The organism is Ramlibacter ginsenosidimutans, from assembly GCF_016654015.1.
Classification (GTDB): domain Bacteria; phylum Pseudomonadota; class Gammaproteobacteria; order Burkholderiales; family Burkholderiaceae_C; genus Ramlibacter; species Ramlibacter ginsenosidimutans.
The window spans coordinates 300,505-318,050 of sequence record NZ_JAEPWM010000004.1 but is presented as its reverse complement, the minus strand read 5'-3'; the positions used below and the strand labels follow the sequence as shown (position 1 = coordinate 318,050).

Annotated in this window: 19 protein-coding genes; 16 read left to right on the top strand and 3 right to left on the bottom strand. The window is 69.6% G+C overall.

Going from position 1 to position 17,546, the window contains the following annotated elements; genetic code table 11:
• Positions 1 to 147: 147 nt before the first annotated feature.
• Positions 148 to 3,354, bottom strand: a complete 3,207-nt coding sequence (locus tag JJB11_RS12650; RefSeq protein ID WP_201171392.1) for an Rne/Rng family ribonuclease — start codon at positions 3,352 to 3,354, stop codon at positions 148 to 150.
• Positions 3,355 to 3,853: 499 nt separating this feature from the next.
• Here JJB11_RS12650 and JJB11_RS12645 point away from each other — a divergent pair, with 499 nt between their 5' ends.
• From JJB11_RS12645 to JJB11_RS12630, 4 genes are read left to right on the top strand one after another with little or no spacing between them, the layout of a single operon-like run.
• Positions 3,854 to 4,894 carry an RluA family pseudouridine synthase gene (locus JJB11_RS12645; RefSeq protein WP_201171389.1) on the top strand — a complete coding sequence of 347 codons (1,041 nt, stop codon included), beginning with the start codon at positions 3,854 to 3,856 and terminating at the stop codon, positions 4,892 to 4,894.
• Positions 4,851 to 5,519, top strand: coding sequence for an HAD family hydrolase (locus tag JJB11_RS12640; RefSeq protein ID WP_201171387.1), 669 nt, complete (start codon positions 4,851 to 4,853; stop codon positions 5,517 to 5,519). Before JJB11_RS12645 ends, JJB11_RS12640 begins: the two co-directional genes overlap by 44 nt.
• Positions 5,516 to 5,890, top strand: coding sequence for a Rieske (2Fe-2S) protein (locus JJB11_RS12635; RefSeq protein WP_201171384.1), 375 nt, complete (start codon positions 5,516 to 5,518; stop codon positions 5,888 to 5,890). The genes JJB11_RS12640 and JJB11_RS12635 overlap by 4 nt, the downstream gene beginning before the upstream one ends.
• A 10-nt stretch (positions 5,891 to 5,900) precedes the next feature.
• Entirely contained in the window at positions 5,901 to 6,917 is a 1,017-nt protein-coding gene (locus tag JJB11_RS12630; RefSeq protein WP_201171371.1) for a S49 family peptidase, read from the top strand.
• Between the two features lie 33 nt (positions 6,918 to 6,950).
• Here the strand turns inward: JJB11_RS12630 and JJB11_RS12625 are convergent, their stop codons facing one another.
• Both JJB11_RS12625 and JJB11_RS12620 read right to left on the bottom strand, forming a co-directional pair.
• Entirely contained in the window at positions 6,951 to 7,712 is a 762-nt protein-coding gene (locus JJB11_RS12625) for an SAM-dependent methyltransferase (protein ID WP_201171369.1), read from the bottom strand.
• Entirely contained in the window at positions 7,712 to 8,317 is a 606-nt protein-coding gene (locus tag JJB11_RS12620) for a Maf family nucleotide pyrophosphatase (protein ID WP_201171367.1), read from the bottom strand. The genes JJB11_RS12625 and JJB11_RS12620 overlap by 1 nt, the downstream gene beginning before the upstream one ends.
• A 25-nt stretch (positions 8,318 to 8,342) precedes the next feature.
• Between JJB11_RS12620 and JJB11_RS12615 the strand changes: the two genes are divergently transcribed.
• The 12 genes from JJB11_RS12615 to JJB11_RS12560 all read left to right on the top strand — a co-directional run bounded on the left by JJB11_RS12615 (position 8,343) and on the right by JJB11_RS12560 (position 17,389).
• Positions 8,343 to 8,885 (top strand): YceD family protein, encoded by a 543-nt coding sequence (locus JJB11_RS12615; RefSeq protein ID WP_201171365.1) that lies wholly within the window; start codon positions 8,343 to 8,345, stop codon positions 8,883 to 8,885.
• Between the two features lie 144 nt (positions 8,886 to 9,029).
• Positions 9,030 to 9,212: a 50S ribosomal protein L32 gene (gene rpmF / locus JJB11_RS12610; protein WP_187074695.1), complete on the top strand. Its 183-nt coding sequence runs from the start codon at positions 9,030 to 9,032 to the stop codon at positions 9,210 to 9,212.
• A gap of 102 nt (positions 9,213 to 9,314) precedes the next feature.
• Positions 9,315 to 10,364 (top strand): phosphate acyltransferase PlsX, encoded by a 1,050-nt coding sequence (gene plsX / locus JJB11_RS12605; protein ID WP_201171363.1) that lies wholly within the window; start codon positions 9,315 to 9,317, stop codon positions 10,362 to 10,364.
• Positions 10,365 to 10,366: 2 nt separating this feature from the next.
• Positions 10,367 to 11,344 (top strand): beta-ketoacyl-ACP synthase III, encoded by a 978-nt coding sequence (locus JJB11_RS12600; RefSeq protein ID WP_201171361.1) that lies wholly within the window; start codon positions 10,367 to 10,369, stop codon positions 11,342 to 11,344.
• Positions 11,345 to 11,382: 38 nt separating this feature from the next.
• Positions 11,383 to 12,333: an ACP S-malonyltransferase gene (fabD, locus tag JJB11_RS12595; protein WP_201171359.1), complete on the top strand. Its 951-nt coding sequence runs from the start codon at positions 11,383 to 11,385 to the stop codon at positions 12,331 to 12,333.
• On the top strand, positions 12,330 to 13,082 hold the full coding sequence (fabG, locus tag JJB11_RS12590; protein ID WP_201171357.1) for a 3-oxoacyl-ACP reductase FabG: 753 nt from the start codon (positions 12,330 to 12,332) through the stop codon (positions 13,080 to 13,082). Before fabD ends, fabG begins: the two co-directional genes overlap by 4 nt.
• Before the next feature lie 94 nt (positions 13,083 to 13,176).
• Positions 13,177 to 13,416 (top strand): acyl carrier protein, encoded by a 240-nt coding sequence (gene acpP, locus JJB11_RS12585; protein WP_187074699.1) that lies wholly within the window; start codon positions 13,177 to 13,179, stop codon positions 13,414 to 13,416.
• 6 nt (positions 13,417 to 13,422) lie between these two features.
• Positions 13,423 to 14,664, top strand: a complete 1,242-nt coding sequence (gene fabF / locus JJB11_RS12580) for a beta-ketoacyl-ACP synthase II (protein WP_201171353.1) — start codon at positions 13,423 to 13,425, stop codon at positions 14,662 to 14,664.
• Positions 14,665 to 14,671: 7 nt separating this feature from the next.
• On the top strand, positions 14,672 to 15,127 hold the full coding sequence (locus tag JJB11_RS12575; RefSeq protein ID WP_201171345.1) for a hypothetical protein: 456 nt from the start codon (positions 14,672 to 14,674) through the stop codon (positions 15,125 to 15,127).
• Complete coding sequence (rpoE, locus tag JJB11_RS12570; RefSeq protein ID WP_201171343.1) at positions 15,124 to 15,759, top strand: RNA polymerase sigma factor RpoE; 636 nt, start codon at positions 15,124 to 15,126, stop codon at positions 15,757 to 15,759. The genes JJB11_RS12575 and rpoE overlap by 4 nt, the downstream gene beginning before the upstream one ends.
• 20 nt (positions 15,760 to 15,779) lie before the next feature.
• Positions 15,780 to 16,340, top strand: coding sequence for a sigma-E factor negative regulatory protein (locus JJB11_RS12565; protein WP_201171340.1), 561 nt, complete (start codon positions 15,780 to 15,782; stop codon positions 16,338 to 16,340).
• Positions 16,340 to 17,389 carry a MucB/RseB C-terminal domain-containing protein gene (locus JJB11_RS12560; RefSeq protein ID WP_201171337.1) on the top strand — a complete coding sequence of 350 codons (1,050 nt, stop codon included), beginning with the start codon at positions 16,340 to 16,342 and terminating at the stop codon, positions 17,387 to 17,389. The genes JJB11_RS12565 and JJB11_RS12560 overlap by 1 nt, the downstream gene beginning before the upstream one ends.
• Positions 17,390 to 17,546 lie beyond the last annotated feature (157 nt).

The window sequence follows — 17,546 nt, the reverse complement described above, 5'->3', positions numbered from 1 at the left end:
GAGAAAGGACGCAGAAGAATTCTTTGAAGGAATTCTTTTGCGTCCTCTGCGTACCCTTTGCGACCTCTGCGTCCGGATGTCCGTTCCCGTTCCCGTCCGAAAAGAAAAAGGGCGCCCTGAGGCGCCCTTTTCGTTGCGTGCGGCCGCTCAGAACGGCAGCTGCAGGTTGCGCAGGTCGCGCTTGGTTTCCACCAGCACCAGCGGGCCTTCGTCGACCACGACCGCGGGCGGCCGCTCGCGCGGCACGTGGGCCGGCTTGGGCTCGGACGCGATGGCAGCCTGGGCGGCGGCGATCTTGTCCGTGTCCGACAGCACCCACTGCAGGCCCGAAGTTTCGGCGACGTTCTTCAACTCGTCGACCGGCAGCTGGAAGGGCTGCACGCGCGGCACGGCGCGCGGGCGGACCGGCTCTGCCGTGCTGCGTGCTTCGGGAGCGCGCACCGGCGCCGGCGCGCCGCTGGCATGGTGCTCCTGCGGCAGCGGCGCGTGGCCGGCGAACACTTCCATTTCGGCGGGCGACACTTCGGCGCCGGCGGCTCCGATCGCATCCGACGGGCGCTCGCCGCGCTCACGACGGTCGCGGCCGTATCGATCGCGGGAACGGCGGTCGCGCCGCTCGCCCGGCTCGCCCTGCTCGCCTTCGGGGCGGCGCTGGTCGAAGTGGGTGTGCGACTCCAGCACCGGATCGGCGCCCGGGGGCAGTTGCGCCTCGGGCGACTCGGTGACGGCGCCGACCGAACTGGCGGCCCCGGCGAGCGCATCGGCCTCCTCGGCCGGCGCACCTTCGCGCGGTCCGCGCTCGCCGCGGCGCTCGCCACGGTCACCGCGTTCACGGCGGCCATCACGGCGCTCGCCGCGCTCGCCACGTTCGCCGCGTTCGCCACGCGGGGCGCGGTCCTGCTGCGGCTCGCCCGCTTCGGCTTCCACCGGAGGGACGGCACCGGCGTCGGGCGCCTCGCCGCGAGCGGCGGCGAGTTCCCGGTTCTCGCGGGCCACGCGGTCGGCCTCGCGGCGCTGGCGCGCCTCGTGGCGTTCCCGGCTCTCGCGCGGTTCGCGGTCGTCCCGCGGTTCGCGGCCCTGCCGCGCTTCGGCGGGTTCGCGCGGTTCGCGCGGTTCGCGCACTTCGCGCGGCTCACGGTTCTCGCGGGGCTCGCGTGCTTCGCGCGCCTCGCGGCTCTCACGCGGCTCGCGGGCTTCGCGGGGCTCACGGTTCTCGCGCGGCTCGCGGCCTTCACGGGCCTCGCGCGGCTCGCGCTGCTCCCCGCGCTGCTCGCGGTTGCCGCGCTCACCGCGCTCGCGCCGGCCTTCGCCCTGGCCGCGGCCCTGCTGCCCGTCCGGGCGCTGCTGCTGCGCACCCTCGGCGGCTTCGGCGCCGGTGCGCTCGCGGCGCGGTTCGCCTTCGCGCCGGCCCTCGGCATTGCGGCGGTCGCGTCCGCCGCGCTCGCCCCGGCCGTCGCCACGGCGGCCGCCGCGTTCACCGCGCTCGCCGCCGCGCTCACCGCGTTCGCCGCGGCTTTCGCCACGCTTCTCGTCGCGGCGCGGTTGTGCGGCAGTCGGAGCGGGCGCCGGCGCCGGCTCGGCCGCCGGTGCCAGGCCAAAGGCGGTCTTCAGCCAGGAGAAGAAGCCGCGTTCTGCCGGAGCGGCAGGCGCGGGCGCCGGAGCGCGCGCGGGAGCCGCTGCTGGCGACGGAGCCGGAGCGGCTTTCGCCACCGGTTCCTGCACGGGAGGCTTGGGCACCGGCATCGGGGCCGGAGCGTCGGGCAGCACGCCCTTGATCAGGGGCTCCTGCTTGTTCACGCGCTCGTGCGAGCGGCGGGTGACCTGCGTGGACTCGTCGAAGTCCTCGGCCATGTGGTAGCTCGCCTTCAGGCTATCGAGGCGGGCGTCGTCGTGCTTCAGGCGCTCGAGCCGGTAGTTCGGCGTCTCGAGCGTCTTGTTCGGCACCATCAGCACGTTCACGCGCTGCTTCAGCTCGATCTTGGCGATCTCCGGGCGCTTCTCGTTCAGCAGGAAGGAAGCGACTTCCACGGGCACCTGCACCTGCACGGCGGCCGTGCCGTCCTTCATGGACTCTTCCTGGATGATCCGCAGGATCTGCAGCGCGGAGCTCTCGGTGTCGCGGATGTGGCCGTGGCCGCCGCAGCGCGGGCAGGGGATCGATGCGCCTTCCGACAGCGCCGGCTTCAGCCGCTGGCGGCTCATCTCCATCAGGCCGAACTTGCTGATCGAGCCGAACTGCACGCGGGCGCGGTCCTGCCGCAGCGCGTCGCGCAGGCGGTTCTCCACCTCGCGGCGGTTCTTCGACTCTTCCATGTCGATGAAGTCGATGACGATCAGGCCACCGAGGTCGCGCAGGCGCATCTGGCGCGCCACTTCGTCTGCGGCTTCCAGGTTGGTGCGGGTCGCAGTTTCCTCGATGTCGCCGCCCTTGATGGCGCGCGCCGAGTTCACGTCGATGGAGACCAGCGCTTCGGTGTGGTCGATCACCACCACGCCGCCGGAAGGCAGCTTCACCTCGCGGGCATAGGCCGACTCGATCTGGTGCTCGATCTGGAAGCGGGAGAACAGCGGCGCATCGTCGCGATAGCGCTTCACGCGGGCGGCATGCTCGGGCATGACGTGCGCCATGAACTGGTGCGCCTGGTCGTAGATGTCGTCGGTGTCGATCAGGATGTCGCCGATGTCGTGATTGAAGTAATCACGGATCGCGCGGATCACCAGGCTGGACTCCTGGTAGATCAGGAAGGCGCCCTTGCCGCCCTTGGCCGCGCCTTCGATCGCGGTCCACAGCTTCAGCAGGTAGTTCAGGTCCCACTGCAGTTCCGGCGCGCTGCGGCCGATGCCGGCGGTGCGCGCGATGATGGACATGCCGTTGGGATACTCCAACTGGTCCATGTTCTCCTTCAGCTCCTGCCGGTCCTCGCCCTCGATGCGGCGCGACACGCCGCCGCCACGCGGGTTGTTCGGCATCAGCACGACGTAGCGGCCGGCCAGCGAGATGAAGGTGGTGAGGGCCGCGCCCTTGTTGCCGCGCTCTTCCTTCTCGACCTGCACCAGCAGTTCCTGGCCTTCCTTGATGGCCTCGTTGATCCGCGCCTGCGAGACCGACACGCCGGGGGCGAAGTACTGCTTGGAGATTTCCTTGAACGGCAGGAAGCCGTGGCGGTCCTCGCCGTAGTCGACGAAGCACGCTTCGAGCGAGGGCTCGACCCGCGTGACCACCGCCTTGTAGATGTTGCCCTTGCGCTGTTCGCGCCCCTCGATCTCGATTTCGTAATCGAGCAGTTTCTGCCCGTCCACGATCGCCAGCCGGCGTTCTTCCGCCTGTGTGGCGTTGATCAGCATCCGCTTCATAGCGTTACCTTCTTGTCGTCATGCATCCAGGACCTCGGTGGGTCCAACGATGCCGGACAGGCGCTTCGAAACGGAGGGAATTGCCGGAGTGCGGTGAGGCTTGCCGGAGCGTCTAGCTCAGCAACCGTCGCAAGGGCACAGGGATGGGGGCGAGGAGGCGACGGCGCGACACTGCCAGTGCAGCAGTGGGAAACGCGCCGAAGAGGGGCCATGGGACCTGCATGGCGGGCGCCGGCAGCAGCCAGCGCCAGAAAGCCAGGAGGAGAACCATCAGCACCGTTGTCTCGCTTTGATCCGTCCGCGAGCCGGGAGGCTTGCGGACTTTTTATTCCGTTCAGTGTTTCGAAGAGCCGGACCCTGCCGGCATCGACCGCGCCACGACGGGCTCTGGCCCGGAATCTGCGCGCTACGATGCCGGTGGCATCGACCTTCCAGAGCCGTCAAGGGCGGGGCGTGGACTAAACTGCCAGCCAAATCAACCACTTACGGCGTAACTCTGGTGAAACGGATTATAGGGGGCCGCCCGCCCCCTGCAAGCGCGGAAGTCCAATTTCTGACAGTAGGCGAGGAATCGGAAGGCCAGCGGCTCGACAACTTCCTCATCCGCCTGCTCAAGGGCGTGCCCAAGACGCACGTCTACCGCATCATCCGCTCCGGCGAAGTGCGCCTCAACAAGGGGCGCGCGGCGGCGGACTCGCGGGTCGCGCTGGGCGACATCGTCCGGGTCCCGCCGGTGCGCGTCTCGGAGGCGCCGGCGGAGAAGGCCGAGCGACCGGCGCCCGCGCGCGAATTCCCCGTCCTGTTCGAGGACGACGCCATGCTGGCCATCGACAAGCCGGCCGGCGTGGCCGTGCATGGCGGCAGCGGCGTGAGCTTCGGCGTGATCGAACAGCTGCGCCAGGCGCGCCCGGCGGCGCGTTTCCTCGAACTCGTGCACCGGCTCGACCGCGAGACCTCGGGCATCCTGCTCCTGGCGAAGAAGCGCTCGGCGCTGACCCGGCTGCAGGACCAGTTCCGCGAACGCGAGACCGGCAAGACCTACCTGGCCCTCGTCACGGGCGCCTGGCCGGCCAACAAGAAGGTGGTCGACCAGCCGCTGCACAAATACCTGCAGGCCGACGGTGAACGCCGGGTGCGCGTGGTGGCCAGGGACGACCCCGACGGCATGCGCGCCATCACCCTCGTCAAGGTCCAGGAGTCGCTCCCTGCCTCTCCGGGGGAGGGCGGGGGTGGGGGCACTCCCGGCTTCTCGCTCCTCGAAGTCACCATCAAGACCGGCCGCACCCACCAGATCCGCGTCCACCTCGCCAGTGCCGGCCATCCCATTGCCGGCGACGACAAGTACGGCGATTTCGAGCTGAACAAGGCGCTCGCCCGGCAAGGCCTCAGGCGCATGTTCCTGCATGCGTGGCGGTTACAGTTCGATCACCCGGCGACGGGCGAGCGCATCGCCTTGCAGGCACCGCTGCCCGCCGAGCTGCAGAAATTCACAGACCATGTCCGCGCCCACCCCTCGCCAGTACGACCTGATCGCCTTTGACTGGGACGGCACGCTGTTCGACTCGACGAAGATCATCGTGCGCTGCATCCAGCAAGCCGTCGCCGACGTCGGCGGCGCCGTGCCCACCGACAGTGCCGCCGCCTACGTGATCGGCATGGGACTGATGGACGCGCTGGCGCATGCCGCACCCGACGTGCCGCGCGAACGCTATCCCGAACTCGGCGCCTCCTACCGCAAGCACTACCTGACGCACCAGGAGGACCTGAGCCTGTTCGACGGCGTGCTGCCCATGCTGGCCGAACTGCGCGCGCGCCGTCACTGGCTGGCGGTCGCCACCGGCAAGTCGCGCCGCGGCCTCGACGACGCGCTGCGCACGGTGGAACTGGCCGGCATCTTCGATGCTTCGCGCACCGCCGACGAGACCGCCGGCAAGCCGGACCCGCGCATGCTGCACGAGCTGATGCGCGAGTTCGGCACCGAGCCCGAGCGCACGCTGATGATCGGTGACACGACGCACGACCTGCAGATGGCGCTCAACGCCGGGTGCGCCAGCGTGGCCGTGAGCTACGGCGCGCACCCGCCCGACGGCTTCGAGGCACTGCGGCCCAAGGCCGTCGTGCATTCGGTGCGCGAGCTGCACGACTGGCTGCTGGGCAACGCATGACGCCGGACACCGCGCTCGTTGCCCTCTGCAACTCGGGCGAGCTGGTCGACGGCGGCATGGCCGTGCCTTTCGACGTGGAGTACGCCGGCCAGACCTGCCGTGCCTTTGCCATCCGCTACCAGGGCAAGCCGCACGCCTTCCTCAATCGCTGCACCCACGTGGCCATGGAAATGGACTGGCAGCCGAACCGCTTCTTCGACGACACCGGGCGCTGGCTGCTGTGCGGCACGCACGGCGCCGCCTACGAGCCGGACACCGGTGCCTGCGCCGGTGGGCCGTGCCGCGGCGCGCTGGTGCGCATCGCCCTGAGCGAAAGCGATGGCGTCGTGCACTGGCATACTGAGTGGAACGTCCAACCGATCTCCTTCTGAGATTCCCACGATGAACGAGCCCCTGCCACCGGACCGTCCGGCCGAACCCATCGCGGGCGCGCCCGCACCCCTCAACGGCGTCGCGGCACCGGCCGGCACCGCCCCCGGATGGGAGCGCAGCACCATGGAGCGCCTGCTGTTCGCGACGCTGGAGGAACAGAAGGCGGCGCGGCGCTGGCGCGCATTCGTGCGCCTGGCCTGGCTGGCGTTCTTCATCTTCCTGGTCTGGGCCCTGAGCTATCGCAACACGCCGAGCGACAAGTTGACGCCGCACACGGCCGTGATCTCCATCGACGGCGAAATCGGGCCGAAGACGGACGCGAGCGCCGATGCGGTGCTGGCCGCCGCCAAGGCGGCGTTCGAGGACGAGGGAACGCGCGGAGTGGTGCTCCTGATCAACTCGCCCGGCGGCAGCCCGGTGCAGGCGGGCATCATCAACGACGAACTGCGGCGCATGAAGGAGAAGTACAAGAAGCCGCTCTACGTGGTGGTGGAGGAGTCCTGCGCCTCCGCGGCGTACTACATCGCCGTCGCCGCAGACCGCATCTACGTCGACAAGGCCAGCATCGTCGGCAGCATCGGCGTGCTCATGGAAGGCTTCGGCTTCGTCGGCCTCATGGACAAGCTCGGGATCGAGCGGCGGCTGCTGACCGCCGGCGAGAACAAGGGCTTCCTCGATCCCTTCAGCCCGCAGACCGACAAGCAGAAGGAGCACGCTCAGCAGATGCTGGACGTGGTGCACCGGCAGTTCATCGACGTGGTGAAGGCCGGCCGCGGCAAGCGCCTGAAGGCCGACACGCCGGGGCTGTTCAGCGGACTGTTCTGGACCGGCCAGCAGGCCGTGGACCTGGGCCTGGCCGACCAGTTGGGCAACCTCGATTACGTCGCGCGCGAAGTGATCAAGGCCGAAGACCTGGTGGACTACACGCAGCGCGAGAACGTGGCCGAGAAGCTGGCGCGGCGCTTCGGCGCGGCCATCGGCGAGGGTGCCGTCAAGGCGATGCAGAAGCTGCCGGCCCTGCGCTGACCGGCGCAACGGCGCGCCCGGAACCGGTGCGCCTCAGGCGCCGAGTGCGAACACCGCGGGCACGTCGTTGCGCACGGGCGCCGGCCGCTGCTTCCAGGCCGAAGCGCTGGCGGTGTGGCAGCGAGCGGTCGGCAAGGTCAGACCCGATGCGACCGCGACGCGCGTCGCGGGCTTCAAGCCGTTCAGCAGCGCTTCCCACAAGGCCGCGTTGCGGTACGGCGTCTCGATGAACATCTGCGTCTGGCCCGTGCGCTGCGCCAGCGCTTCGAGTTCCCGCAGGCGCTGCGCCCGCTGGCCCGCGTCCTGCGGCAGGTAGCCGACGAAGGCAAAGTTCTGGCCGTTCAGGCCGCTCGCGGCGAGCGCGAGCAGCAGCGACACGGGGCCCACCAGCGGCACGACCTCGATGCCCAGTTCGTGCGCCGCACGGACCACCGACGAGCCCGGATCCGCGACGGCGGGCATCCCTGCTTCGCTCAGCAAGCCCAGCTCGTGGCCTGCAACGGCGGCTTGCAGCAGGGGCCGCGCGTCGAAGCTCGCCGGCGCATGGTCGCCCTTCTTGTGCACCTCGCGCGGCAGCTCGAGGATGTCCTGCTGCTGCAGCGGCGCGGCCAGTGGCTGGACCTCGCCCACCCGCTTGAGGAAGGCGCGGGCCGACTTCGCGTTCTCGCAGATCCAGTGCGTCACCCGCGCGGCGACCGCGATCGTGCCCGCGGGCAGCACCTGTGCCAGAGGCGCCTGCGTGTCGCAGCCGAAGTCCAGCGGCGTCGGGACGAGGTAGAGGCGGCCGGCTGCCATCAGAGCACGCGCACGCCGGCCGCGCGCAGCATGCGGCAGGTGCGGATCAGGGGCAGGCCGACGAGCGCCGTGGGGTCGTCGCTCTCGATCGCTTCGAGCAGGGCGACGCCCAGTCCCTCGCTCTTGGCGCTGCCCGCGCAGTCGTACGGCTGCTCGGCCCGCAGGTAGGCTTCGATCTCCGCGTCGTCCAGCGCGCGAAAGCGCACGCGCACCGGGGCGAGGTCGTGCTGCGCAAAACCGGTCGCGTCGCACAGCACGGTGAGCGCGGTCTGGAACACCACCGTGCGCCCGCTCATGCGGCGCAGCTGGGCCACCGCATTCGCGTGCGTGCCCGGCTTGCCGAGCGGCTCGCCGTCGAGGTCGGCCACCTGGTCGGAGCCGATCACCACCGCGTCCGGATGCAGGCGCGCCACCGCGGCTGCCTTCGCTGCGGCGAGCCGGCGCGCCAGCGCCAGGGGCGTTTCGCCCCGCGCCGGCGTTTCATCGACCTGGGGTGGCTCGACCGTGAACGGCAGGCGCAAGCGCGACAGCAGTTCGCGCCGATAGGGCGAGGTGGAGCCGAGCACCACGGCACGGGACGGGTTGCTTGCGGGGAACGGGGGCATGCGCCGATTCTCTTACACTGGGTTCATGGCCAAGGACTTCGACCCGCATCGCCTGGACGTTCACCGTTTCGCCGAGGAAGGCGCGGGGATCGCGGCCGACGAAGGCCTCGCCAGGTTCAGGCGGCTGGCCGCGGAAACCGTGGGTTCGCCGAACGAGACCACGGTGCATTGGGACGCAAAGGGCGAGCTGCTCAATCCGCGCCACGTGCATCCGCAGGTGTGGCTGCACCTGAACGCCAGCGCGACACTGCCGCTGGTGTGCCAACGTTGCCTCATGCCGGTCGACGTCCCGGTCACCGTGGACCGGTCCTTCCGCTTCGTGACGGACGAGGCAACGGCCGCGGCGGAAGACGACACCTCCGAGGAAGACCTGCTGGCCTTGTCCCGCAGCTTCGACCTGCTGGAACTGGTCGAGGACGAGCTGCTGATGGAGATGCCCGTGGCGCCGCGCCACGAGGTCTGTCCCGAGCCCGTGAAAATGTCTGCCGTCGACCCCGACTTCGACACGGGGGACGCGGAACGGGAGAACCCGTTCGCCGTGCTGGGCCGGATGAAGACGGGGAAGTAGGCTTGGGCTATAATCGCGGGCTTCGCGCCTGGGAGGCTGCTGCACTGTCTGCAGGCCCTGCCGCCCCGATGCGCCTTGTCCAACCCTTCCACCCGCTGCTGGCGTCATGCATGACGGGCGGCACAACGAATCCAGGAGCCCGTCATGGCCGTCCAGCAAAACAAGAAGTCGCCGTCCAAGCGCGGCATGCACCGTTCGCACAACGCGCTGACGGTGCCCGGCATCGCGGTCGAGCCGACCACCGGCGAGACGCACCTGCGCCACCACATCAGCCCGAACGGCTTCTACAAGGGCCGCAAGGTCCTCAAGACGAAGAACGACGCCTGATTCCGCATCACGTCCAGGGCCCGGCTGCGCACGCACGCCGGGCCTTTTTCTTGTCTCGCCCCCGTCCCTGGACGCCTGCCGTTTGCCTCTACAGTTGAAGCCATGACGACCACCCTGGCTGTCGATTGCATGGGCGGCGACCATGGCCCCCGCATCACCCTGGCTGCCTGCCGCAACTTCCTGCAGGCGCACGAGGACGCGCACCTGCTGCTCGTGGGCGCGCCCGCGGCCCTCGCATCCCTGCAGCATCCCCGTGCCCGCGTCGTGCCCGCCACCGAGGTGGTGGCGATGGACGACCCCGTCGAGGTCGCCCTGCGCAAGAAGAAGGATTCGTCCATGCGCGTGGCGATCCGGCAGGTGAAGGAGGGGCAGGCGCAGGTCGCCGTCTCCGCCGGCAACACGGGCGCGCTGATGGCGCTCGCGCGCTACCTGCTCAAGACGCTCGACGGCATCGACCGCCCCGCCATTGCCACGCAGATGCCCAACGCCAAGGGCGAGGCGACCACGGTGCTGGACCTCGGCGCCAACGTGGACTGCACGGAGCAGCACCTGCTGCAGTTCGCGGTCATGGGCTCCGCGCTGGTCTCCGCGATGACGGGGCACGACAGTCCGAGCGTCGGCCTGTTGAACATCGGCGAGGAAGTGATCAAGGGCAACGAGGTGATCAAGAAGGCCGGCGAGCTGCTGCGCGCGGCCGGCGCGGCCGGCGACCTCAACTACTTCGGCAACGTCGAAGGCAACGACATCTTCAAGGGCACGACCGAGATCGTGGTGTGCGACGGCTTCGTCGGCAACGTGATGCTCAAGACCAGCGAAGGGGTCGCCTCGCTGATCGTCTCCTTCCTGAAGGAGGAGTTCGGCCGCAGCCCGCTGACCAGGCTCGCCGCCATCGCTGCCTATCCGGTGCTGTCGGCGCTCAAGAAGCGCGTGGACCATCGGCGCTACAACGGTGCGGCGCTGCTGGGCCTGCGCGGGCTGGTGGTCAAGAGCCACGGGTCGGCCGACGACTATGCGTTCGAGCAGGCCCTCAACCGCGCGTATGATGCGGCCCGAAACAATTTGCTGGACCGCGTCCAGAGCCGCATCGCCCACGCGCGTCCGCTCCTTGCGAGCAGCGCAGGGGACGCGCAGCTGGAAGCGGCCACGAACTAGAAATGACCAGATATTCCCGGATCACGGGCACGGGCAGCTTCCTGCCGCCTCGCCGCGTGACCAACGCGGACCTCGCGGCCGAACTGGCCGCCGCCGGAGTGGAGACCTCGGACCAGTGGATCGTGGAACGCACGGGCATCCGGGCGCGCCACTTCGCCGCACCCGACGTCGGCAGCAGTGACCTCGGCGTGCACGCCGCGCGCCACGCGCTGGAGATGGCGGGCCGCCAGGCGTCCGAGATCGACCTGATCATCGTCGCCACGTCCACGCCCGACATGGTGTTCCCCTCGACGGCCACCATCCTGCAGAACAAGCTGGGCATCGCGGGCTGTCCGGCCTTCGACGTGCAGGCCGTCTGCAGCGGCTTCGTGTATGCCCTCACCGTGGCGGACGCGATGATTCGTACCGGCAGCGCGAGCAAGGCCCTGGTGATCGGCTCCGAGGTGTTCTCGCGCCTGCTCGATTTCAGCGATCGCACGACTTGCGTGCTGTTCGGCGACGGCGCCGGCGCCGTGGTGCTGGAAGCATCGGACACGCCCGGCATCCTCGCGAGCGACCTGCATGCCGACGGCAAGCACGTGGAGATCCTCTGCGTGCCGGGCGGCGTGTCCGGCGGCAAGGTGCACGGCAATCCGCTGCTGCGCATGGATGGCCAGGCCGTGTTCAAGCTCGCCGTGGGCGTGCTCGAGCAGGCGGCCCGCGCCACGCTGGCGAAGGCGGGCAAGACCGAGGCCGACATCGACTGGCTGATCCCGCACCAGGCCAACATCCGCATCATGCAGGGCACCGCGCGCAAGCTGAAGGTCCCCGCCGACAAGCTGGTGGTCACGGTCGACGAGCACGGCAACACTTCGGCCGCGTCGATCCCGCTGGCCATGGACGCCGCGGTGCGCCAGGGCAAGATCAGGAAGGGTGACACCCTCATGCTGGAAGGCGTGGGCGGCGGCTTCACCTGGGGCGCGGTCCTGCTGGACTTCTAGGCCGCGCGCTGCGCGGCCATCCGCAAAGAGAGACAAGCATGCATCCGTTCGCCTTCGTGTTTCCCGGCCAGGGCTCGCAGTCCGTGGGCATGCTCGACGCCTGGGGAGACCACCCCGCGGTGCGCGAGACCCTGAAGGAGGCTTCCGATGCGCTCGGCGAGGACGTCGCGCGCCTGATCCACGAAGGGCCCAAGGAAGCGCTCGCGCTCACCACCAATACGCAGCCGGTGATGCTGGTAGCCGGCATCGCCGCCTACCGCGCCTGGCGCGCCGAAGGCGGCGCCGAGCCGGCGGTCGTGGCGGGTCACTCGCTGGGCGAATACACCGCGCTGGTCGCCGCCGGTGCGCTCGCGCTCGCCGACGCCGCGCCGCTCGTGCGCTTCCGTGCGCAGGCGATGCAGGAAGCCGTGCCCGTGGGCACCGGCGCGATGGCGGCCATCCTCGGGCTCGATGCCCAGAAGGTGATCGAGGGCTGCGCCGAGGCGCTGCGCCAGCTCGGCGTGAACACCGGCGAAGTGGTCGAGGCCGCGAACTTCAACGATCCTGCGCAGACCGTCATCGCCGGCAGCAAGGCCGGCGTCGACAAGGCGTGCGAAGTGCTGAAGGCGATGGGCGCCAAGCGCGCGCTGCTGCTGCCCGTCTCCGCGCCGTTCCACTCCAGCCTGATGAAGCCGGCGGCCGAAAAGCTGAAGGCGCGGCTGGCCGAAACGAAGCTGGAGAGTCCGCGCATCCCGGTGGTGAACAACATCGAGGTCAAGGTTGAAACGGACCCCGACCGCATCCGTGCCGCGCTGTACGCACAGGCGTTCGGGCCGGTGCGCTGGGTGGAATGCGTGCGCGCGATCCAGGGCCGGGGCGTCACGACGATCGTCGAGTGCGGCCCGGGCAAGGTGCTCGCCGGACTGGTGAAGCGCATCGACGCGTCGCTGGCGTCCGCCGCCATCCTCGATCCCGCGACACTGGCGGAAGTGAAGGGAATGCTGCAATGAGCACGCACATCGACATGCACGGACAGGTGGCGCTCGTGACCGGCGCGTCTCGCGGCATCGGCGCGGCCATCGCCCACGAGCTCGCGGCGCGGGGCATGAAGGTGATCGGCACGGCGACGACGGACGAGGGCGCCGGCAAGATCACGCACGCGCTGGCGCAGTTCTCGGATTGCCGCGGCGCCCGGCTCGACGTCAACGACGTCAAGGCCGGCGAGGCGCTGGTGGATGCGATCGCGAAGGAGGCCGGTGGTCTCCACGTGCTGGTGAACAACGCCGGCATCACGCGCGACCAGCTCGCCATGCGCATGAAGGACGAGGACTGGGACGCGGTGCTGGACACGAACCTGAAGGCCGTGTTCCGGATGAGCCGCGCCGTGATGCGCACGATGATGAAGCAGCGCTACGGCCGCATCGTGAGCATCACGAGCGTGGTGGGTGCGTCCGGCAACCCCGGCCAGGCGAACTATGCCGCCGCCAAGGCCGGCGTCGCCGGCATGACGCGCGCGCTCGCCCGCGAGCTCGGCAGCCGGGGCGTCACGGTGAACTGCGTGGCGCCCGGGTTCATCGAGACCGACATGACGGCCGCACTGCCGGAAGAACAACAGAAGTCACTGCTGGGCCAGATCCCCCTCGGCCACCTCGGCAAGCCGGCCGACATCGCCCACGCGGTGGCCTGGCTGGCCTCGCCGCAGGCCGGCTACGTGACGGGCCAGGAGCTCCACGTGAACGGCGGAATGTTCATGGGCTGACCGGCCATCGCGCTGCCCGCCCGGGCCCTGCCCAGCCGGACCCTCCGCCCGGCTTAAAATCGCGGATTCATCACAAACCCTCTGAGGGAACCCCATGAGCGATATCGAAGCACGTGTCAAGAAAATCATCGCCGAGCAACTCGGCGTGGAAGAGTCCCAGGTCACCAATGAAAAGGCCTTCGTGGCCGACCTCGGCGCCGACTCGCTGGACACGGTGGAACTGGTCATGGCCCTCGAAGACGAGTTCGGCATCGAGATCCCCGACGAAGACGCCGAGAAGATCACGACGGTGCAGAACGCCATCGACTACGCACAGCAGCACCAGAAGGCCTGATCCAGAATGCGTCGCCGCGTTGTCGTGACGGGACTGGGCTGCGTCAGCCCGGTGGGAAAGACCGTCGCCGAGTCCTGGTCCAACCTGCTCGAGGGCAAGAGCGGCATCGAGGCCATCACGTCCTTCGACACCGCGAACCTCGCGGTGAAGTTCGCCGGGCAGGTGAAGGGCTTCAACGTGGCCGATTACATGCCGGAGAAGGAAGCGCGTCACATGGACCGCTTCATCCACCTCGGGCTGGCCGCGGCCGACGAGGCGATCCGCGATGCGGGGCTGCCCTCGGGTGAGCAGCTCGATCCGGAACTGGCCACGCGCATCGGGGTGAACGTCGGCTCCGGCATCGGCGGGCTGCCGATGATCGAGGAGACGCACTCGGAAATGATGAGCCGAGGCCCGCGCCGCATCTCGCCTTTCTTCGTGCCGGCGTCGATCATCAACATGATCTCCGGGCACGTCTCCATCCGGCACGGCTTCCAGGGTCCGAACATCGCCGTCGTCACGGCCTGCACCACCGGCCTGCACGCCGTCGGCCTGTCGGGCCGCCTGATCGAGAGCGGCGATGCGGACGTGATGATCGCCGGCGGTGCGGAGTCGTGCGTCTCGCCCCTGGGGGTGGGCGGATTCGCCGCGGCCCGCGCGCTGTCCACGCGCAACGACGATCCCAAGACCGCCTCGCGCCCCTGGGACAAGGACCGCGACGGCTTCGTGCTGGGTGAGGGCGGCGGCGTGCTGGTGCTCGAGGAATACGAGCACGCGAAGAAGCGCGGCGCGAAGATCTACGCCGAGCTGTCCGGCTTCGGCATGAGCGGCGACGCGTACCACATGACCGCGCCGAACGTGGAAGGCCCGCGCCGCTCCATGGCCGCCGCACTGAAGAACGCCGGGATAGCCCCCGACCAGGTGCAATACGTCAACGCCCACGGCACCTCCACGCCGCTGGGCGACATCAACGAGACCAATGCCATCAAGCTCGCGCTGGGCGACCACGCGAAGAAGGTGGTGGTGAATTCCACCAAGTCGATGACCGGCCACCTGCTCGGTGGCGCGGGTGGCATCGAGTCGGTCTTCACCGTCCTGGCGATCCATCACCAGAAGAGCCCGCCGACGATCAACATCTTCAACCAGGATCCGGAATGCGACCTGGACTACTGCGCCAACGTGGGGCGGGACCTGAAGATCGAATACGCGCTGAAGAACAACTTCGGCTTCGGCGGCACCAACGGCTCGCTGGTGTTCAGGCGCATCTGAGCTCCCCATGCACGCGCCCCCATCGGTGACGTACCCGGTGGGTCGCAGCGCGTTCGCGGCCCGTGCCGCCGCCGCGCTGGTCGCGGCGGGGCTCGCTGCCGCCGTCGTCTTCAGCTTCCAGTCCCCTGCGGGCTGGCGCCCGCTCGCCGCGTATGCGGCCGTCGCTGCCTCTGCGGCCCTCGGGTGGCGAGCGTGGCTTCGTTCCCCCGTGGGCTTGCTGCGCTGGGACGGCAGCGGCTGGTGCTGGGACGAGGGCGGCACCAGCGTGGCCGGCCGCCCCGAGATCGCGCTGGACCTGCAGTCGCGCCTGCTCCTGCGATGGCGTGGCGAAGGTGGCCTGCGCTGGCTGTGGCTGGAGCGCGCGTCGGACGTGTCCCACTGGGATGCGCTGCGCCGTGCGGTATATTCCCGCGCCAGCACGCACGTGCCCGCCGCAGGCCAGCCGCCCGCGGCCGAACAATGACCAAGATCCCCCCCGCTCCCGCGCCGTCTCCCGGCGATACCGACCAGATGCTCGTGGAGCGTACGGTGGCGGGCGACCAGAAAGCGTTCGAACTGCTGGTGATCAAGTACCAGCGGCGCATCGAGCGCCTGATCGGGCGGATGGTGCGCGACACCGACCTGGTCGAGGACATCGCCCAGGAAACCTTCATCCGCGCGTACCGCGCGCTCGCCCAGTTCCGCGGCGAGGCGCAGTTCTATACCTGGCTATACCGGATCGCCGTCAATACCGCGAAAAAAGCCCTGGTCGACCTCAAGCGCGACCCGGTGGTCTCGGAGAGCTCGCTGCGGGGCGGCGACGACGAGGAAGAAACTTCTGGCGTCGAGAACGAACTAACCTCCGCCGAGACGCCCGAGACGGTGCTGGCGGCCAAGGAGATCGCGGTGACGGTGAACTCTGCCATGGAGGCGCTTCCGGACGAATTGCGCCAGGCAGTCACGTTGCGCGAGATCGAAGGCCTCAGCTACGAGGAGATCGCGGAAGTGATGAACTGCCCGATCGGCACGGTGCGCTCGCGGATCTTCCGCGCGCGGGAGGCGATCTCGGCGAAGGTGAAGCCCCTGCTGGAAAACCAGTCGGGCAAGCGCTGGTGATGCGGGGCAAGGTGAATCGAATGAACAAGATGGACGACCAGGAACTGATTTCGGCGCTCGCTGACGGGCAGCTGCAGGGCGAGGCCTTCGCCCGGGGCGTGCTGGCCGCGGCCGCCGATGCCCAAGGGCGCGAGGCCTGGTGTGCCTACCATGTGGTGGGCGAGGTCCTGCGCTCGGGGCGCGCGCATGCGGGCGTCCCCACGGAAGTCTTCCTCGCCCGCCTGCAGCGCCGACTGCAGGCGGAGCAGCCGGTGCTCCAACCGGTTGCGTCGCAGGCAGTGGTGCGGCCGGAGCGTGCGTCCGCCAACGACATGATGTGGAAACTGGCGGCCGGCGTCGCCTCCTTCGCCGCGGTGGCCGCGGTCGGATGGAACCTCTGGGGTGCCGGCGCCGCAGCGAACTCGCAGCCGCAAGTCGCGGCCGCGGCTGCTTCGGCCCCGGTGCTGGAGGCCAGTGCGGCGACCACGCGCGACGCGCGACTGGACATGCTGCTGGCGGCGCATCGCCAGTTCGGCGGCGCAACCGCCCTGGGCACCTCGGGCTTCCTGCGCAACGCCACCTTCGAAGGGCCCTCCCGCTGATGGCCCGGGCCACGGCGCGCGCCGCTTCCGCTGCCGCCCGCCTGCGCTTCGCGCAGGGCGCGCTCGCCGTCTGGACCGCCGCGGCGCTGACGCTGGCGGCCAGCCAGGTGCTGGCCGCCACGCCGCCGGGAACGGACCCGCATCCGGGAGACGGGCGCGGGGAGCGCACCGTCAACGAATGGCTCGCGCGCATGCAGGATGCGTCGCGCGTGCGCAGCTACGTCGGCACCTTCGTCGTGTCGTCCGGCAACGGCGCGATGTCCAGCGCGCGCATCTGGCACGCCTGCGACGGGCGCCGCCAGTTCGAGCGCATCGAGTCGCTGTCGGGCGAGCGCCGGTCGACGTTCCGCCGCGACGACGAGGTCCTCACCTTCCTGCCGCAGACGCACACGGTGCGCCGGGAGCGCCGTGAATCCCTCGGCGAGTTTCCGGAGCCGCTGAAGCCGGACGAAAGCCCGATCCCCGAGTTCTACGCGGCGCGCCGCGTCGGCAGCGACCGCGTCGCCGGTTTCGAGACCGACGTCGTGCAGGTCGTCCCCAAGGACAACCTGCGCTATGGCTACCGCATCTGGAGCGAGCAGAAGACCGGCCTGATGGTGAAGCAGCAGACGCTCGACGAAAACGGGGGTGTGCTCGAACAGGCGGCCTTCTCCGAGCTGCAGATCAACGCGCCGGTCAGCATCGAGCGGCTCTCCCAGATGATGGCGGTCCCCGCCGGCTGGCGCGTGGAGAAGCCGCAGGCGGCCAAGACCACGGCCGCGGCCGAGGGCTGGGGGCTCAAGGCGTCCGTCGCCGGCTTCAAGCCGATGAACTGCTACAAGCGCCCGGACGAGGGCGTGCTGCAGTGGATCTTCTCGGACGGGCTCGCGTCCGTCTCGCTGTTCATCGAGGACTTCGACCGCGAACGCCACGTGCAGGAAGGCGTGTTCGCCAGCGGCGCGACGCACACGCTGACGCGACGCGTGCAGGACTGGTGGGTGACCGTCGTCGGGGAAGTGCCGCCGCAGACGCTGCAGGCGTTCGCGGCCGCGCTCGAGCGGCGCCGTTGAGGACCGCGGGTCCGATGCAGCAGCGCTGAACCCGGGGTAAGGCAGGGGTCGCGCCTTCGGCTGACGCGCAACTTGCCCCGCTTGGTCGTATTCTCAGCAGGTTGGCGGGTCCACTCGCGTTGGTAGCGGCGGGCCGGCCCCGTTCGCGTTTCATGTC

Excerpts from the sequence above, each read along its gene's own strand:
- JJB11_RS12650 (WP_201171392.1), bottom strand. The coding sequence starts at position 3,354 with ATGAAGCGGATGCTGATCAACGCCACACAGGCGGAAGAACGCCGGCTG.
- JJB11_RS12640 (WP_201171387.1), top strand. The coding sequence starts at position 4,851 with ATGTCCGCGCCCACCCCTCGCCAGTACGACCTGATCGCCTTTGACTGG.
- JJB11_RS12635 (WP_201171384.1), top strand. The coding sequence starts at position 5,516 with ATGACGCCGGACACCGCGCTCGTTGCCCTCTGCAACTCGGGCGAGCTG.
- JJB11_RS12630 (WP_201171371.1), top strand. The coding sequence starts at position 5,901 with ATGAACGAGCCCCTGCCACCGGACCGTCCGGCCGAACCCATCGCGGGC.
- JJB11_RS12625 (WP_201171369.1), bottom strand. The coding sequence starts at position 7,712 with ATGGCAGCCGGCCGCCTCTACCTCGTCCCGACGCCGCTGGACTTCGGC.
- JJB11_RS12620 (WP_201171367.1), bottom strand. The coding sequence starts at position 8,317 with ATGCCCCCGTTCCCCGCAAGCAACCCGTCCCGTGCCGTGGTGCTCGGC.
- JJB11_RS12615 (WP_201171365.1), top strand. The coding sequence starts at position 8,343 with ATGGCCAAGGACTTCGACCCGCATCGCCTGGACGTTCACCGTTTCGCC.
- rpmF (WP_187074695.1), top strand. The coding sequence starts at position 9,030 with ATGGCCGTCCAGCAAAACAAGAAGTCGCCGTCCAAGCGCGGCATGCAC.
- plsX (WP_201171363.1), top strand. The coding sequence starts at position 9,315 with ATGACGACCACCCTGGCTGTCGATTGCATGGGCGGCGACCATGGCCCC.
- JJB11_RS12600 (WP_201171361.1), top strand. The coding sequence starts at position 10,367 with ATGACCAGATATTCCCGGATCACGGGCACGGGCAGCTTCCTGCCGCCT.
- fabD (WP_201171359.1), top strand. The coding sequence starts at position 11,383 with ATGCATCCGTTCGCCTTCGTGTTTCCCGGCCAGGGCTCGCAGTCCGTG.
- fabG (WP_201171357.1), top strand. The coding sequence starts at position 12,330 with ATGAGCACGCACATCGACATGCACGGACAGGTGGCGCTCGTGACCGGC.
- acpP (WP_187074699.1), top strand. The coding sequence starts at position 13,177 with ATGAGCGATATCGAAGCACGTGTCAAGAAAATCATCGCCGAGCAACTC.
- fabF (WP_201171353.1), top strand. The coding sequence starts at position 13,423 with ATGCGTCGCCGCGTTGTCGTGACGGGACTGGGCTGCGTCAGCCCGGTG.
- JJB11_RS12575 (WP_201171345.1), top strand. The coding sequence starts at position 14,672 with ATGCACGCGCCCCCATCGGTGACGTACCCGGTGGGTCGCAGCGCGTTC.
- rpoE (WP_201171343.1), top strand. The coding sequence starts at position 15,124 with ATGACCAAGATCCCCCCCGCTCCCGCGCCGTCTCCCGGCGATACCGAC.
- JJB11_RS12565 (WP_201171340.1), top strand. The coding sequence starts at position 15,780 with ATGAACAAGATGGACGACCAGGAACTGATTTCGGCGCTCGCTGACGGG.
- JJB11_RS12560 (WP_201171337.1), top strand. The coding sequence starts at position 16,340 with ATGGCCCGGGCCACGGCGCGCGCCGCTTCCGCTGCCGCCCGCCTGCGC.